This is a genomic window from Glutamicibacter sp. BW80 (assembly GCF_002332385.1).
Taxonomy (GTDB): Bacteria; Actinomycetota; Actinomycetes; order Actinomycetales; family Micrococcaceae; genus Glutamicibacter.
This window is the reverse complement of the sequence record NZ_NRGV01000015.1, coordinates 85,199-100,998: the sequence shown is the minus strand read 5'-3', so window position 1 is coordinate 100,998 and position 15,800 is coordinate 85,199. Positions and strand designations below refer to the sequence as shown.

Below are 15,800 nucleotides of genomic sequence, written 5' to 3'. Positions count from 1 at the left end.
CCTTTCCTCCTAACTCAACGGTAGTACTGCGTTGATGAATGGTTCACGTGCAATCAATTCGGCCGCCACGCGTTCACAGAAGGCGAAGATCGGCCCGGCGAAAATGGTCAGCGCGATACCTGCGGCAACGAGCGAACCGGTCGCGTAGCGCATCCCCCAAGGCAGGGACTCGGATTCCAACTCGCGGGCAAGCTTCCTGCCCAGATGCGGGGACTCGGCGCCGCCTGCCGCGGCATGTTCCAGAACCCGCGTCGATTCTGCGATCAATTGCGCGTTCGGCACCTCGGCATCCGCCGCACGGCGCCAGAACATACGCGCCCACACACGAATAATCGCAAGCAGGGTCAGCAAACTGGTCAGCAGCCCGGCGCCGATGACCACCCAAGTCAAGGCGTCTGCCTCGGACGACGCCGCATGCAACAGCCCGAACTTCCCGAGGAATCCGGAGAAGGGCGGGATGCCGCCGAGGTTGATGGCCGGAATGAAGAAGAGCACGGCAAGCATCGGAGACAGCTTGGCCAGCGAGCCGAGTTTGGTCACGTTCGCGCTGCCTGCTCGGCGTTCGATGAGCCCGGCAACCATGAATAGCGAGGTCTGCACGATGATGTGGTGGCCCACGTAGTAGATGGTGGCGGCGATGGCCAGCGGTCCGCCGACGGCAACACCGAAGATCAGGTAGCCGATGTGGCTGGTTAGCGTGAACGAAAGCATACGTTTGAGGTCCGTCTGGGCCAGCGCACCGAGAATACCGATGACCATGGTCAATGCCGCAACCACCAGCAGCGCGGCGTTAACCGTCCCGCCGGGGAACAACAGCGTTTCGGTACGGATGATCGCGTACACCCCGACCTTGGTCAGCAGCCCGGCGAATACCGCGGTGACCGGGGCCGGAGCCGTTGGATAGGAGTCCGGAAGCCAGAGTGAGAGCGGGAAAACGGCGGCCTTGATGCCGAAAGCAATAAGCAGCAGCACGTGCAGGATCAGGTGCGGGCCTTGGTCCAGTTCGGGCAGCTTCACCGCCAGGTCTGCCATGTTCACGGTACCTGTGGCGGCATAGATCATTGCGATCGCCATCAGGAAGATCACCGAGGACACCACCGAAACCACCACATAGGTGGTTCCGGCGCGGATGCGTTCGGCGGTACCGCCGAGGGTCAGCAGCACGTAGCTGGCGGTCAGCAGGATTTCGAAGCCGACATACAGGTTGAATAGATCCGCGGCGAGGAAAGCGTTGGACACGCCGGCGAGCAGAATCAGGTAGGCCGGGTGGAAGACCGATACCGGCCCCGGTTCGTCCCCATCGGCCAGGCCCTGGCTGGTCGCGTAGAACAGCACCGCGAGGGACACCACGGTCGAAATCAGCAGCATGAAGGAGCTGAAGCCGTCGACCATCAGCGCAATGCCGAACGGCGAGTCCCAGCCGCCAATATGGATGGCATAGCTTTCGCCGCCCCACACCGCTGCCACCATGCCGGCTTCGAGAACCAGCGTCAGGCAGAGGATGCCGATCGTGATCAGCCGCTGGACACGGAGGCGGCGGCGCGCCAGGAACGCTGCGCCGGCACCGAATATCGGCAGCAGAACAGCCAGCGGGGAGAGTTCGAGAAATTCCATGGTTACTCTTCCCCTTCTCTAATCGGTCGGCCTTCTTCATCGACGAATTCTGTCGTGTCCTCGGCTACCGGCGAATCTTCTTCTTCGTCATATGCGGTGGACTGCGAAACCTTAATATCCTCGGTATCGTCGGCAACCACATCGGCGCTGGTCAGCGCCCAGGAACGATAGATCATCGCGAGCAGGAACGCGGTCACCGCGAAGGTGATCACGATGGCGGTGAGGATCAAGGCCTGCGGCAACGGATCGGAGTACTCCTCCGGGGCAATGCTCGAATCGAACAGCGGCGCCACCCCGCGGCGTCCGCCGCTGGTCAGGATCAGCAGGTTCACCCCGTTGCCCAAGAGCATGATGCCAAGCAGCACGCGGGTCAGGGTACGTTCCAGTACCAGATAGAATCCGGCGGCCAGCAGCACGCCGGTAATCACCAGGAAGGTAATATTCACGCTCATCGTCCTACCCCCGAAGCCGTGGCGTGGGTGACATCGTGTTGTTCGATCGGTGAGCGCCCCTCGGAGAGCTCATCGATTTCGCTACCCAGGGAGCGCAGGACGTCCTGTACGAGGCCAAGGACCACCAGATACACTCCAATATCGAAAATCGTTGAGGTGACGAACTTATGTTCGCCAAAGACCGGCAGCCAGAATTCCCATACGTAGGTGGTGAAGATCGGGTCGCCGAAAAGCACCGGAATCACTCCGGCAATTCCGGCCAGGGCCAAGCCGCCACCGATCAGCATGCCAGGTGCGACACGCATCGATTCGGAGAGCTCCACGCGTCCGCCGGCAAGGTAGCGGATGGTCAAGGCCAGCCCCGCGATCAGCCCGCCGGCGAATCCCCCGCCGGGGGCGTTGTGCCCGGCGATCAGCGCATAGACGCTGAGCAGCAGCACCGTGTGGAATACCAGCCGGGTGACAATCTCGAAAATGATCGAACGCCGTTCGGCCACCAGCGTGTTGCCGGCCATCAGCCAGTCCTGGTTGCTGGAGCTGGCGAAACGCCGGGCCACGCGCAGCCCAACTTCCTTGCTCCGCTGGTCGCCCATGGCTTCGGAGCCGCGGTCGATGCTTCCCGGTGCTACATGATGGGCGCGCACGCGCTGCCCGAAGCTCCGGCCGGCGAAGATCAGCGAGGCCACGCCCGTGGCCGCAGCCGCCAGCACGGTGATCTCGCCGAAGGTATCCCAGACGCGGATGTCCACCAGCGTCACGTTCACGATGTTCTCGCCGAAGCCCTCGTAGTAGGCCAGATCCGGGTAGGCCAGCGAGATCGGGGCTTCGGTGCGTGCGGCCATCATCGCGATAGCGATATACACCACCATGATCGCCAGCGCGATGGCGAGCACCGCGCGGCCCCAATTGATCTCGGTCAGGCCAACCCAGAGGCGTTTGGGCAGGGCGCGCAGCGCCAGCACGAAGGAGACCAGCACGATGGTTTCCACCAACAGCTGGGTGAGCGCCAGATCCGGGGCGCCCTGCAGCGCGAAGATGGCAACCATCCCGTAGCCGGTCACCGAGACCATCAGCACCGCCATGAAACGCTTCGGCGCCACGATCGCGATCACGCAACCGGTGATGATGATCGCGCCGATGACCAGCTGGGCCGGATGATCGGCAATGACCCAGTTGGTGGGCCACGGAGTTTCGACGGTCAACGCGATGGACAGCGGCAAGATGAGCACGACCATGAGGATCACGCCCAGGTAGAAGGACAGCGAACCACGCTGGGTACGACCGGTGGTCCAAATGGCGACACGGTCCAGCACGTTGATGCTCCCGCGGTAGACTTCCTCGGCGGAAATCACGCTGCGCCGCAACGGCGCTCCGGTATCGGTGCGCTTGCGCAGCCAGAAGAACAAAATACCGATGGCCACCGAGATGGCGCTCAGTCCCAAGGCCGGGTTGAACCCGGCGAAAAGCATTAGATGCATCTGCCCCGGTCCGCCCTGCAGGAGCGACCAGTGGGCGATCAGCGGTTCGATGAATTTCGGGTAGAGGCCCAGCGCCAGGGTGCACAAGGTCAACACCAGCAGGGGGCTCAGGAAGATCAGCGAGGGACGCTTATACGTGGTCTCGCCGGCGATCTTCGGTTTCACGCCGAAGGCCCCGATGAGGAAGCGCAAGGAATAGGCCATGGTCAGCGCGGCGCCCAGAACCAGCCCGATCAGCGCGAACGTCCCCCAGCCGGTGTCCAGGTGCAAGGCGGCCTCGTAGACCGCCTCCTTGGCGACGAATCCGAACAATGGCGGGATCCCCGCCATCGACGCGACGGCGATAGCGGCGATCAGCGCCAGGATCGGCATGCTGCGCCGCAGTCCGGAGAGCTTGCGGATATCACGGGTACCGGTGTTGTGGTCGATGATGCCCACGGTGAGGAACAAGGTGGCCTTGAACAAGCCATGTGCCAGCGTCAATGCCAGCGCGGCGAAGGCGGCTTCGGCGGTGCCGAAGCCGAAGATCGCAATGATGAAGCCAAGCTGCGAGACGGTGCCGAAGGCAAGGATCAGTTTCAGGTCATACTGTTTCAGCGCGCGGTAACCGCCGATCAGCATGGTCAGCACGCCAATGCCTACGGTGAGCGGCACCCAAAAAGCAGTTTCGGAAAAGCCCGGGGCCAGTCGGGCGATGAGGTATACCCCGGCCTTGACCATGGCCGCGGCGTGAAGATAGGCGGAAACCGGGGTCGGTGCGGCCATCGCTCCGGGCAGCCAGAAGTGGAAGGGAACCAGCGCGGATTTGGAGATGGCTCCGAGCAGGATCAAGGCGATTGCCACGTCAACGAACATTCCGGTGGAGACCAGCTGTTCGGACTGCGCGATCCACTCGGAGAGCCGGTAGCTGCCGGTTTGAGCGCCAAGCATCAGCAGCCCGGCGAGCATGGCCAATCCACCGAAGGTGGTTACGATCAGCGCGTTCATTGCCGAGCGTCGCGCGGTGATCAGGTGCTGGCTGAAGCCGATGAGCAGGTAGGAAAGCACCGAGGTGATTTCCCAGAAGATGAACATGATGATGACGTCGTCGGCGGTCACCAGGCCGGTCATGGCGCCGGCGAAGGCGACCATCTTGGCGGCGAAGCCACCGATTTGCGGGTCATCGTTCTTGAAGTAGCGTCCGCAGTAGATCAGCACGAGTGCGCCAACGCCGAGGATCAGCAGCAGCAGGCTTGCGGCTAGCGCATCCATGCGGAAGTTCAGCCCGATATTCAGGCCCGGGATCCAGTCGATGCTCAAAGAAGGTGGCGCGTTCGGGGCCCCGGATGACAAGGTCGGGTCTGCTGCCAGGACGGCCGGCATGCGTGTGATGAGCCAGATAAAACCCACTGCGGGAACAATTGCCACTACATAGAAGGCGTTTCTTTTGAGCGCCCGGAACAGCATTGGGGACAACGTCGCCGTTGCAAAGAGTGCAATGAGAATTATTAACACACGTCTCCTCTGTCGACTGAACAAGGGGCCAGAGTCCGACGAACAGAAAATGTCCGCTACGCAATTTTATCAGTCCAGAGGGGATTTTATGCACTGTTGAGCGCTTCGGGGAGTAATTGCGCCACCGGAGAACAACATGATGAATTCCGACACTGGCATATGCATGTGCTAATTCATTTTCTGATCACCGCAAACCTGTACGATGCCCACATGGGATCGAATATTGAACCGGTGGTAGACCAACACGGTGGCAAGTGGCTCAATAAGTACACCTGGGCTTGGGCAAGTTGGGATTGGGGCCAGGCGGCGATCAACGCAGTGATGATCACCTTCGTGTTCACCGTGTATCTGACCAGTGAACTTTTCGGTGATACCGACCATTCATCGCTGGTCCTCTCGCAAGCCCTATCCATCGCAGGCTTGCTGATCGCCTTGCTCGTTCCGGTGACCGGGCTCCGGGCGGACGCCGCCGGGCGGCGCAAACTCTGGATCATCGTTAATACCTTGCTGCTTGTGCTGGTCTGCGCCGCCGGCTTCTTCGTTTACCCCGATCCGAACTACCTGCTCTTTGGTGTCGGGATCATTGCGGCCTTGTCGCTGTTCTCTGAATTCGCCGGGGTGAACTACAACGCGGTCCTGAACCAGATTTCCACGCGCGCCACCGTTGGCAAGGTCTCCGGCTTCGGCTGGGGCATGGGGTATGTCGGCGGAATTCTGGCGCTGGCCCTGGTGCTCTTCGGATTCGTCCAGCCAATCGTCGACTGGCCCGGAGCGAATACCGCCGACTCGCTGAACTTGCGGTGGGTCGCGGTGTTCAGCGCACTGTGGTGCCTGATCTTTGCGCTGCCGCTATTCTTCGTCATCCCCGAAAGCACCTCGACGGTGTCAACGAAGATTCCGTTGTCGCAGTCCTACAAGGTGTTGTGGGGCCGCATCGTGGGCCTGTGGCATGAAGACCGCAATCTGCTCTTCTTCCTAGGCTCCTCGGCCGTTTTCCGCGATGGGCTCAGCGCGATCTTTACCTTCGGCGGCGTGATTGCCGCCGGAACCTTCGGTTTTACGCTCACCGAGGTCATCATCTTCGCAATTGTGGGCAATATGGTCGCCGCGCTCGGCGCGGTAATAGGCGGTCGCCTCGATGACGTGATTGGACCGAAGGCGGTAATCACCGGTTCGCTCATTGGCTTGCTGATTGCCGGGGCCGGGGTGTTCTTCTCCCCCGGTGCCTCAGGATTCTGGATCTTCGGACTGCTGCTCACCCTATTCGTGGGACCGGCCCAGTCGGCCTCGCGCTCCTACCTGTCCCGGATGATCCCCGAAGGGCGAGAGGGCGAACTTTTCGGTCTCTACGCGACCACCGGACGTGCGGTCTCCTTCCTTGCTCCGACGCTCTTTGGACTGTCCATTGCCCTTGCCACCCCCTTGGTGGAGAGCGGTCAGGCACAACGTTATGGAATCCTGGGAATTTTAGTGGTGCTTCTGCTAGGCCTGTTGTTGCTGCTGCCGATCCGCTCGCCTCACAAAACACCGGGCAGCTAGAAACGCGAATGCCGTAAATCTTCTCCTGCTGGCTAAGCCCGGTGCACTAGTGATTGACTGTCGCTCATGAACGCAGAAAATACCGAGCACGGTGTCGAGCCGCATGATTCGGGGGTGGCCGAACGGCTCAATTGGTTACGCGCGGGAGTCCTCGGGGCAAATGATGGAATCGTTTCGGTTGCCGCCGTGGTCGTCGGTGTTGCCGGTGCCACGACCGCCAACGCTCCGATCCTCACCGCCGGCGCCGCAGCCGTGATTGGTGGAGCCATCTCCATGGCTCTCGGTGAATATGTGTCGGTCGCCAGCGCCGCAGATTCTCAGCGGGCGCTGATCGAGAAGGAGCAGGCCGAACTGCGCGACACGCCCCAAGCCGAGCTCGAAGAGCTGACCCAGCTCTACCGGGACAAGGGGCTGAGCGCCCGCACCGCGGCACAGGTTGCCGTTGAGCTGACCGAGCACGATGTGCTCAGAGCCCATTTGGATGCCGAATTGAATCTTGATCCGGATGAGGTGCTCAGTCCGTGGCACGCGGCCATCGCCTCGGCTATTGCTTTCCTCAGCGGTGCGGTCCTGCCTTTTGCCACCGCCGTCCTGCTGCCTGGGCCACTGAAGATTCCGGTGACCTTTGCCGCGGTGTTGCTCGCGCTGGCGGTCACCGGCATCTTAGGTGCCAAGCTCGGTGGCGCACCGGTGCTACGCCCAACGCTGCGCGTGCTGATCGGTGGGGCCACGGCATTGGTCGTCACCTTCGCCATCGGCTCTTGGCTCGGCGGAAGCGCCCTGATGCTTTAAATGGCGATGGTGTGGTTGCTCCTTAGCGCTAAGGAGCAACCACACCTCGAAGGCCTATCCGGGCAGCCTGCCCTAGAACAGCGCGCGGGGAACTCGGGACTTATTCTTCGATAGTGGTGCGGTGGAAATTCAGGTGGCTACGTGAAGCGGTCGGCCCGCGCTGCCCCTGGTAGCGATTCCCGTATGGACCCGAGCCGTAGGGGTGTTCGGTATCCGAAGTCAGCTTGAAGAAGCACAGCTGCCCGATCTTCGATCCCGGCCAAAGCTTGATCGGCAGTGTTGCCATATTCGACAGCTCTAGGGTTACGTGACCGGAGAAACCCGGATCGATAAATCCCGCGGTTGAGTGCGTCAGCAGACCCAGGCGGCCCAAGGAGCTCTTGCCTTCGAGCCGCGCAGCAACTCCATGGCCAAGAGTCACCGCCTCATAGGTGGATCCCAGCACGAATTCTCCCGGGTGCAAGATGAAGGGTTCGTCCGGGGCGACCTCAACAAGCCGGGTCAGCTCATTCTGATCCTGTTCCGGATCGATATGAGCGTACTTGTGATTATCAAAGAGCCTAAAGAATCTGTCCAAGCGCACATCAACCGATGCGGGCTGCACCATCTCAGGGTCAAACGGCTCTAAGCCAATTTCACCGGATACAATTTCTCGACGAATATCACGATCTGAATACAACACGTAACTAAATTTATCCTGTTCATCCCTGTAAGTCGCAGTAGGAAACCCAAAAAGTAGCGTTTTTAGGGCAAACTATTCCCGAATCTGCTGAATCGCTCACCCTAGGCGCGCGTTTGAACGATATTCGCGTAGGGTAGCTGGCCATAGTGCGCAAGGAACTTCGCTTGATAGTTGGCCAGAGCCTGGTTCAGGTCTTCGGCTGGTAGTTCCTTCCAGGCAATGATGAGCTTCCCGGAGCCCGCAAGTTGCCAGAGCAAACGGCTGTCCCAGTGCCCCGGGGGTTTGCCCGCCCCAAAATCGATGATCTCTTTCAGTTGTATGCGGAGGCCGCGATTTCCTTGGCTGCCCGGGCTGGCCTTTCCGATATACAAGATGTCCGCCTCCTGGACCCAGCGGGCTTTCAAGTCTTCAATCGGCAGCGAAGGGTTTTTCTTCTTGAATATTCCGGCGCCGCTGCGCGCCAGGAAACGCGGTTCGAAATCCGCGGGGCGCAAGACCGCAAAGATGCCCTGACGCTGTGGCACACGGTTCGTCTCCAGCGCCTTAAAGGGCCGAAAACCGGTGAACCCATCGGCCTTGAGTTCGTTCTTATTCAACTAGATCGAGTTCCTTGCATGATTGGGGCTAGGTGCGGATCTTATGCGCGAAGCAAGACTCTTGATTCGTCTCCTTGATGCTACCGGTCATTCTCGCGGACACTGTGCTGTGCACCGGGTGAACCCGGTGACATCGAAACATGTGGTTCTGCTCAAATTCCCATAGTTTATAGAGGATTTGAGGCTATCGTGGTCTAGGGACTTGTGTCCCATTCGCCGATCCACAACAGAAGGTACGTTTCATGCGCTTGGCTTCAGCAGTCACTAGTGCCGTTTTGGCGGGCGTTGTTGTGCTCTCTGGCAGCGTGGCAGCTCATGCGGCTCCCGAAGCGCTGCCAGTAGTCGAGGCTGGAGAGTTTACCGATGCCGCAAGCTTCCTCGCGTTGATCAATCCCGACACCCAGCTCTCCCCTGCCGATTACACGCCAAAGAAGCTGGTGGATGTCGCGGGAACTTCCCATAAGCTGCGCCCCGAAGCGGCCGAGGCCGTTGAGGCTTTGATTGCCGGGGCACGCAAGTCCGGTCACCCCATCAAGCTTTTGAGCGCCTACCGATCCTATGGACGCCAAGCGGTGCTCTTCAACCAGTACCAGGCCAAATACGGTACGGCCTATGCCGAACGCATTTCTGCACGCCCAGGAACCAGCGAGCACCAGCTTGGCTTGGCCGCAGATGTTGGAAGCATCGGCGGCAGCACCGATCTCAAAGAATCTTTCGGCCTAACGAACGCCGGCATGTGGGTTGCCGAGCATGCGGTGGACTACGGATTGATCATTCGCTATCCGGAAGGCATGGAAGAGATCACCGGCTATAAGTACGAGCCATGGCATGTGCGTTATATCGGCAAGGAGCACGCCGCGGCCATGAAGGAATCGAAGGCCGAAACCTTCGAGGAGTATCACGAATTCCTGCACGACGCGAAAGCAGCGGCAAGCGAAGAGGCTGGCGAGAAAACCGTGGAAAACGCGGCAACCGTCGAAGAAGATTCCGCTCCGCCGGCTTCCAAGAAGAAGGACGAATCAGGTCCGGTCAAGGACGACGACCTGCTGGTGCTTCGTTTCCTTCCCCCGTATCGCGACTGGGGTTTCGGTTTCACCGAAAAGTAGTTCAATACCCATATGTTAAATGCTTGGGGGCTCACCATTCGGTGAGCCCCCAAGCATTTAAGCCACGTTCGCGTACTATTTGGCGCGAACCGGAATGCCGGTGAAGGTCGGCTTCATGGTCGCTTCAAAGAAGTCATTGCCCTTGTCATCGACAACGATGAACGCCGGGAAATCTTCGACGTCGATCTTCCAGATAGCTTCCATGCCAAGCTCCTCATATTCGACGACCTCGACCTTCTTGATGCAGTCCTGCGCCAAGCGGGCGGCCGGGCCGCCGATCGAACCGAGGTAGAACCCGCCGTGGGTGTTGCAGGCCTCGGTGACCTGGCCGGAGCGGTTGCCCTTGGCCAGCATGACCATCGAGCCGCCGGCTGCCTGGAACTGATCCACGTAGGAGTCCATGCGACCGGCGGTCGTTGGGCCGAAGGAACCCGAGGGCATGCCCTCGGGAGTCTTCGCCGGACCCGCGTAGTAGACCGGGTGGTCCTTCAGGTACTGCGGCATCTCTTCGCCGGCGTCCAGCCGTTCCTTGATCTTGGCGTGCGCGATATCGCGAGCCACGACCAGCGGACCGTTCAGCGACAGTCGGGTCTTGACCGGGTATTTGGACAGTTCGGCCAGGATCTCATCCATGGGCTTGTTCAGGTCGATTTTGACCACGGAGGATCCGCCGGTGCCGGAGACCCCAGCGGTTTCGTCGTCGTGCGCGGCGATCGCCGGGTGGTTCTCATCTGGCATGAAGCGCGCCGGATCGGTTTCCAGCTGCTCGACGAACAGTCCGTCGGCGGTGACCTTCGCCATCATCTGGCGGTCGGCGGAGCAGGATACCGCGATAGCCACCGGCAGCGAGGCACCGTGGCGTGGCAGGCGCACCACGCGCACGTCGTGGCAGAAGTACTTGCCGCCGAACTGGGCGCCGATGCCGAAGTGGCGGGTCAGCTCCAGCACCTTGTCTTCAAGCTCCGTATCGCGGAATCCGCGTCCGGTCATGGCACCCTCGGTGGGCAGCGAATCAAGGTATTTGGCCGACCCGTATTTGGCGGTCTTCAAGGCCATCTCGGCGCTGGTTCCACCGATGACGATGGACAGGTGGTACGGCGGGCAAGCGGCCGTTCCCAGCGAACGCAACTTCTCATCCAGGAACCGCAGCATCGCATTCTCGTTGAGGATCGCCTTGGTCTCCTGGTACAGGAAGGACTTGTTGGCGGAGCCGCCGCCCTTGGCCATGAACAGGAACTTGTAGTCGGTGTCGTGGCAGGCCTTGGTGTCTGCGTACAGGTCAATCTGCGCGGGCAGGTTGTTGCCGGTGGCCTTCTCTTCCCAGGTGGTGATCGGGGCGAGCTGCGAGTAGCGCAGGTTCAGCCGGGTGTACGCGTTGTAGATGCCGCGCGATAGCGAAATCTCGTCCTGCTCTTCGGTCAGCACACGCTGGCCGCGCTTACCCATGACGATTGCCGTTCCGGTGTCCTGGCACATGGGCAGGATGCCGCCGGCGGCGATATTTGCGTTCTTCAGCAGATCCAGTGCCACGAACTTGTCGTTCGGGCTGGCATCGTCATCGTCGAGGATGTTGCGCAGCTGCTGCAGGTGGGCCGGACGCAGGTAGTGCGAGATATCGTGCAGTGCGGTTTCGGCCAGCTGTTCCAGTGCCTCGGGGGCTACCTGCAGGAAGTTCTTGCCGTCCGGTCCGGCGACAACTTTGACGCCCTCGGAGGAAATCTTGCGGTATGGGGTCTGATCCTCGCCAATTGGCAGAAGATCTTCATAGCGAAATTCAGGCATGCTCAGTCCTTGGAAATGATGATGATTGCTCTTCAACTATTTTAGGCCTTTGCGCCGATTTTCCTCATTCGGCGTTTGCACCTGCGGGTTTGGCGCGACATGCTTGAGTACATGAGCTCCGATAACAGCAACGCCCCGCGGGACGGACGCAATCCCGACGAACAGCCGAATATGGTCGTCGAAACGCCAATGGACAAGGAACGCGAACGTCCCAAAACGCACTTCGAGATGATGTTGCAGGCCGGACTTAACAAACCCGAACTTTCCGGATCCGTGATCAGCGCCTTCATGACCGCCGAGGTTTACTTCCTCTCACGCGAAGAGGTGACCGAGGACAACAAGAATGCGCAGCCGATGCTGCTCACCAACCCGGCAGGGGCCGCAATGGTCGCGCTGTTTACCGGATTGGATCGTATCCCTGGCTCCTACATCGACATGGCCCCCTATGGAGTTAAGGTGCAGGGTGCCACGATTGTGCGCGCGTTGGAAGGAACCGGTTTCGTGGTGAATCCGGGAGATGAACTGAGCTTTGAAGTTCCAGCGGATGGAGTGGCCATCCTGAAGGAAGAACTGCTCAAGGAAAAACGGGCCGAGTGAGATCGGGTCAAAATTCGGACATCTCGGTTCGCAGATTTCTGACCTGCGATTTCGTAGGATAAGCTGGACTTCGCCCGGGCCGCCATTAGGCCGCCCGGAGCATTGCGGGCGTAGCTCAATGGTAGAGCGCTAGCTTCCCAAGCTCGATACGCGGGTTCGATTCCCGTCGCCCGCTCGCATTATGCCGAACGTCGGGACACCTCAGGTGTCCCGACGTTTTGCGTTGGCATCCCGCGCCTTATCGAACCGAGGAGTTTCCATGACCGGTGTGCTGTCAGGATTCTCAATCATCTGGATAGTGATCTTGGTGGGTTATCTGGTGGGTCGCACCGGAGTGCTGGGCGAACAGGGACGCCATGTGCTGAGCCGGCTGACGTTTTTCGTCGCCAGTCCGGCGCTGTTGTTTGTCACCTTGGCCGAGTCGGAACCGGTGGCCGTACTGGGGCCGCTGATGTGGGTTGCCGCGATCTCTGCCGGTTTGACGGCTCTGGCTTACCATCTGGTGACCTATAAGTGGCTCAAACGCGAACCGGCCGAACGAATCGTGGCGGCCATGTCGGCCTCCACGGTGAACTCCGCGAATCTTGGCCTGCCCATCGCCTTGTACGTGCTGGGCGACGTGTCTCATGCGGCGCCCATCATCCTGTTTCAGCTGGCTCTCTACCAGCCGATCAATCTGGCCATGCTAGATGCTACGACCAGCACACATCGCACTACCCCGATAGCCTTGGTGGTTGCCACTGCGAAGAACCCGATGATTATCGGTTCGATGCTGGGACTAGTGGTGGCGCTGACGGGATTCGAGGTTCCCGAATTGGTCTTGGCGCCCATCGAACTAATTTCCGGTGCGTCGATTCCAGCCATGCTGATGGCATTCGGCATCTCCCTGGTCGGTTCCAAACCCTTGGAAAAGAAGTCCGGACGCCGGGCAGATGTATTGCTGGGTTCGGTTGCGAAGCTATTCCTGCAGCCACTGCTCGCATGGTTGGCCGCCGCCTACCTCTTTGGCCTTTCCGGTGGGATGCTGGTCGCGGCGGTCATTATGGCCGGGCTACCCACCGCACAGAATATTTTTGTCACCGCGCAACGCTACGAGCGTGGTGTGACGGTCGCCAAGGATACGGTGTTATTCACCACTATCTGCGCCGTCCCCATGATGATGATTCTGGCATTGCTCCTCGGGCTTTAGCGGAAGATTCCGTGAAGGATGATCGATTACAGAAGAAGATATATGACATGTCAGTTGCTTCATAGGTTTATTCACGGAAATCTTACGGAATACCCGGTAAGTCAGCACCGTTGATTTGGGTAGAGAACACCTCGTCACCTCGAAATGTTAGGTCATCATGAAGCGCACAGCTCCCCTTCTGGCAATTACGGCAGTACTCGCACTGGCACTGAGTGCATGCGGTGCCTCAAGTACAGACTCCGCCAGCTCCCCCGCCGCGGATGAAAACCTGCTGCAGCATGTGAAAAACAGCGGCGTGCTGACCGTGGGCACCGAAGGCACCTACCGTCCCTTCTCCTTCCACGAAGGCGATCAGCTGACCGGTTTTGATGTTGAAGTCATTGAGGCAGTCGGCGATCAGCTCGGCGTAGAGGTCGAGTTCCAAGAAACCCAGTGGGATGGCATTTTCGCCGGTCTGGAAGCCGGACGATTTGACGTCATCGCCAACCAGGTCAACGTAACCCCGGAACGGGTTGAGAAATACCTGCTTTCCGAGCCATACAACTTCTCCAGCGGTGTCATCGTCACCAAAAGCGAGAACACCGACATCACTTCCTTCGATTCGCTGGACGGTAAAACCACTGCGCAGTCGCTGACCAGTAGCTTCCACGATGATGCCAAGGATGCGGGCGCCAAGATCCAGGCGGTCGAGGGTTGGGCCCAGGCCGTCACGCTGCTCAAGCAGGGCCGGGTTGATGCCACGGTCAACGACAAACTCACCTTCCTGGATTCGCAGACGACCAACCCGGATGACAGCATCAAGATCGCTGCCGAGTCCGAGGAGAAGTCCGAGACCGTCGTCGCCTTGAAGAAGGACCAGACCGAACTTCGCGATGCCATCAACACCGCATTGGAGGAATTGTCGGCTGACGGGACCCTCACCAAGATCTCCGAAAAGTACTTCGGCGAAGACATCACCAAGTAACTAGCCTCGATCGTCGCACCTCGACACGTAAGCTGGCCCAAGGACCCACTTTGGGCCAGTGTCCGCTGTCTAGGACGGGAAGAGAACAAATGGATTCACTCTGGCAGCTAGCCTTGGATTCGCTGTGGCCGATGGTCAGCGGCGCATTAATGGCCACCATTCCCCTGACCTTGATCAGTTTCAGCCTGGGCTTGGCGTTGGCGTTGATGGTCGCGCTGATGCGGATCAGCGCGAACAAGCTGGTCTCCGGAATTGCCCGTGGTTATATTTCGATCATCCGCGGCACCCCGTTATTGGTCCAATTGTTCGTGATCTTCTATGGCTTGCCCTCCTTGGGAGTCACCATTGATCCTTGGCCTTCGGCCATTTTGGCATTCACCCTCAACGTCGGAGGCTATGCCGCGGAAATCATCCGCGCCGCAATCCTGTCGGTGCCTGGTGGGCAGTGGGAGGCCGGTTACACCATTGGGATGTCCCGTACGCGCACCCTGTATCGGCTCATCTTGCCGCAGGCGACGCGTGTGGCAGTACCGCCGCTGTCGAACACCTTCATTTCGCTGGTTAAAGACACTTCGTTGGCATCGATGATTCTGGTGACCGAGATGTTCCGGCGCGCCCAGGAAATCGCCGCTACCACCTATGAATTCATGCTGCTATATCTCGAAGCGGCAGCCATCTATTGGGTCATTTGCCTGATCCTTTCGGCAATCCAGGACCGCATGGAAAGCAGGCTTGAAAAGTATGTCGCCTAGGAATACCACCCCCTTGCTCAACGTCACCGGGCTGCACAAGGCATTCGGCAGCAATCAGGTTCTGCGCGGCATAGATTTTACTGTGCATTCCGGTGAGGTTGTAGCACTCATTGGACCGTCTGGTTCGGGCAAAACTACCGCACTGCGTTGCTTAAACGGCCTGGAAAATCCGGATCAAGGAGTCGTAGCATTTGCCGGTGGCCCCGAGGTGCATTTTGTCCCTGGGCTGCCGACCAAGAAAGCCCAGGTGCTCCGCGATCGCTCAGCGATGGTTTTTCAAGGTCACCACTTGTTCCCCCATCTCACGGTGCTGCAAAATGTGACCATTGGCCCCTTGCAGGTGCAGCGCCGGCCCCGCGAAGAGGTGATGGCTAGAGCCAATGAACTGTTGGAGCGCGTCGGACTTTCACAGAAGGCCGCGGCTTATCCTTCTTCGCTCTCCGGCGGTCAGCAGCAGCGCGTGGGCATCGTACGGGCGCTGATGCTGCAGCCGGACCTGCTGCTCTTTGACGAGCCAACCAGCGCCCTGGATCCGGAACTTGTCGGCGAGGTGCTGACCGTGATCAAGGAGTTGGCTCAGGAGGGCTGGTCAATGGTGCTAGTCACCCACGAGCTGGCTTTTGCCCGTGATGTGGCCGATACCGTGGTGTTCATGGATGGTGGAGTTGTGGTCGAACACGGGCCGGCCGCCCAGGTTCTCGGTAATCCCTCGCATCATCGCACCAAGGCCTTTATGCAGCGGCTTTTGCATCCCTTCTAAGTC

Annotated in this window: 14 protein-coding genes and 1 tRNA gene; 9 read left to right on the top strand and 6 right to left on the bottom strand. The window is 59.7% G+C overall.

Annotation, left to right across the window (positions count from 1 at the left end):
- Positions 1-9 precede the first annotated feature (9 nt).
- From CIK76_RS02880 to CIK76_RS02870, 3 genes are read right to left on the bottom strand one after another with little or no spacing between them, the layout of a single operon-like run.
- On the bottom strand, positions 10-1,614 hold the full coding sequence (locus CIK76_RS02880; protein WP_096283293.1) for a Na+/H+ antiporter subunit D: 1,605 nt from the start codon (positions 1,612-1,614) through the stop codon (positions 10-12).
- 2 nt (positions 1,615-1,616) lie between these two features.
- Positions 1,617-2,066 carry a Na(+)/H(+) antiporter subunit C gene (locus CIK76_RS02875; protein ID WP_096283292.1) on the bottom strand — a complete coding sequence of 150 codons (450 nt, stop codon included), beginning with the start codon at positions 2,064-2,066 and terminating at the stop codon, positions 1,617-1,619.
- Entirely contained in the window at positions 2,063-5,038 is a 2,976-nt protein-coding gene (locus CIK76_RS02870; protein ID WP_096283291.1) for a Na+/H+ antiporter subunit A, read from the bottom strand. Before CIK76_RS02870 ends, CIK76_RS02875 begins: the two co-directional genes overlap by 4 nt.
- Before the next feature lie 210 nt (positions 5,039-5,248).
- Between CIK76_RS02870 and CIK76_RS02865 the strand changes: the two genes are divergently transcribed.
- Both CIK76_RS02865 and CIK76_RS02860 read left to right on the top strand, forming a co-directional pair.
- Positions 5,249-6,577 (top strand): MFS transporter, encoded by a 1,329-nt coding sequence (locus tag CIK76_RS02865; protein ID WP_096283536.1) that lies wholly within the window; start codon positions 5,249-5,251, stop codon positions 6,575-6,577.
- A 66-nt stretch (positions 6,578-6,643) separates the two neighbouring features.
- Positions 6,644-7,369: a VIT family protein gene (locus tag CIK76_RS02860; protein ID WP_096283290.1), complete on the top strand. Its 726-nt coding sequence runs from the start codon at positions 6,644-6,646 to the stop codon at positions 7,367-7,369.
- Between the two features lie 100 nt (positions 7,370-7,469).
- Here the strand turns inward: CIK76_RS02860 and dcd are convergent, their stop codons facing one another.
- Together dcd and CIK76_RS02850 are read right to left on the bottom strand one after the other, a co-directional pair.
- The gene (gene dcd / locus CIK76_RS02855) at positions 7,470-8,051 is read right to left on the bottom strand and encodes a dCTP deaminase (protein WP_096283289.1); all 582 of its coding nucleotides are present in this window, start codon (positions 8,049-8,051) and stop codon (positions 7,470-7,472) included.
- Between the two features lie 101 nt (positions 8,052-8,152).
- Positions 8,153-8,647 carry a hypothetical protein gene (locus CIK76_RS02850; protein WP_096283288.1) on the bottom strand — a complete coding sequence of 165 codons (495 nt, stop codon included), beginning with the start codon at positions 8,645-8,647 and terminating at the stop codon, positions 8,153-8,155.
- Between the two features lie 242 nt (positions 8,648-8,889).
- On the opposite strand from CIK76_RS02850, the gene CIK76_RS02845 reads away from it, so the two are divergent.
- Positions 8,890-9,753: a M15 family metallopeptidase gene (locus CIK76_RS02845; protein ID WP_096283287.1), complete on the top strand. Its 864-nt coding sequence runs from the start codon at positions 8,890-8,892 to the stop codon at positions 9,751-9,753.
- A gap of 75 nt (positions 9,754-9,828) precedes the next feature.
- On the opposite strand, the gene CIK76_RS02840 is transcribed toward CIK76_RS02845, so the two are convergent.
- Positions 9,829-11,535 (bottom strand): fumarate hydratase, encoded by a 1,707-nt coding sequence (locus tag CIK76_RS02840; RefSeq protein ID WP_096283286.1) that lies wholly within the window; start codon positions 11,533-11,535, stop codon positions 9,829-9,831.
- 111 nt (positions 11,536-11,646) lie between these two features.
- On the opposite strand from CIK76_RS02840, the gene CIK76_RS02835 reads away from it, so the two are divergent.
- The 6 genes from CIK76_RS02835 (at position 11,647) to CIK76_RS02810 (ending at position 15,797) form a co-directional block, all read left to right on the top strand.
- The gene (locus tag CIK76_RS02835) at positions 11,647-12,132 is read left to right on the top strand and encodes an SseB family protein (protein WP_176484064.1); all 486 of its coding nucleotides are present in this window, start codon (positions 11,647-11,649) and stop codon (positions 12,130-12,132) included.
- A 104-nt stretch (positions 12,133-12,236) separates the two neighbouring features.
- A tRNA-Gly gene (locus CIK76_RS02830) sits at positions 12,237-12,307 on the top strand.
- Positions 12,308-12,391: 84 nt separating this feature from the next.
- Positions 12,392-13,321 (top strand): AEC family transporter, encoded by a 930-nt coding sequence (locus tag CIK76_RS02825; protein WP_096283284.1) that lies wholly within the window; start codon positions 12,392-12,394, stop codon positions 13,319-13,321.
- Between the two features lie 157 nt (positions 13,322-13,478).
- Positions 13,479-14,285: an amino acid ABC transporter substrate-binding protein gene (locus tag CIK76_RS02820; protein ID WP_096283283.1), complete on the top strand. Its 807-nt coding sequence runs from the start codon at positions 13,479-13,481 to the stop codon at positions 14,283-14,285.
- 89 nt (positions 14,286-14,374) lie between these two features.
- Positions 14,375-15,037, top strand: coding sequence for an amino acid ABC transporter permease (locus tag CIK76_RS02815; protein WP_096283282.1), 663 nt, complete (start codon positions 14,375-14,377; stop codon positions 15,035-15,037).
- A complete protein-coding gene (locus CIK76_RS02810; RefSeq protein ID WP_096283281.1) occupies positions 15,027-15,797 on the top strand; it encodes an amino acid ABC transporter ATP-binding protein in 771 nt (256 codons plus the stop codon). The genes CIK76_RS02815 and CIK76_RS02810 overlap by 11 nt, the downstream gene beginning before the upstream one ends.
- The last annotated feature ends 3 nt before the right edge of the window (positions 15,798-15,800 follow it).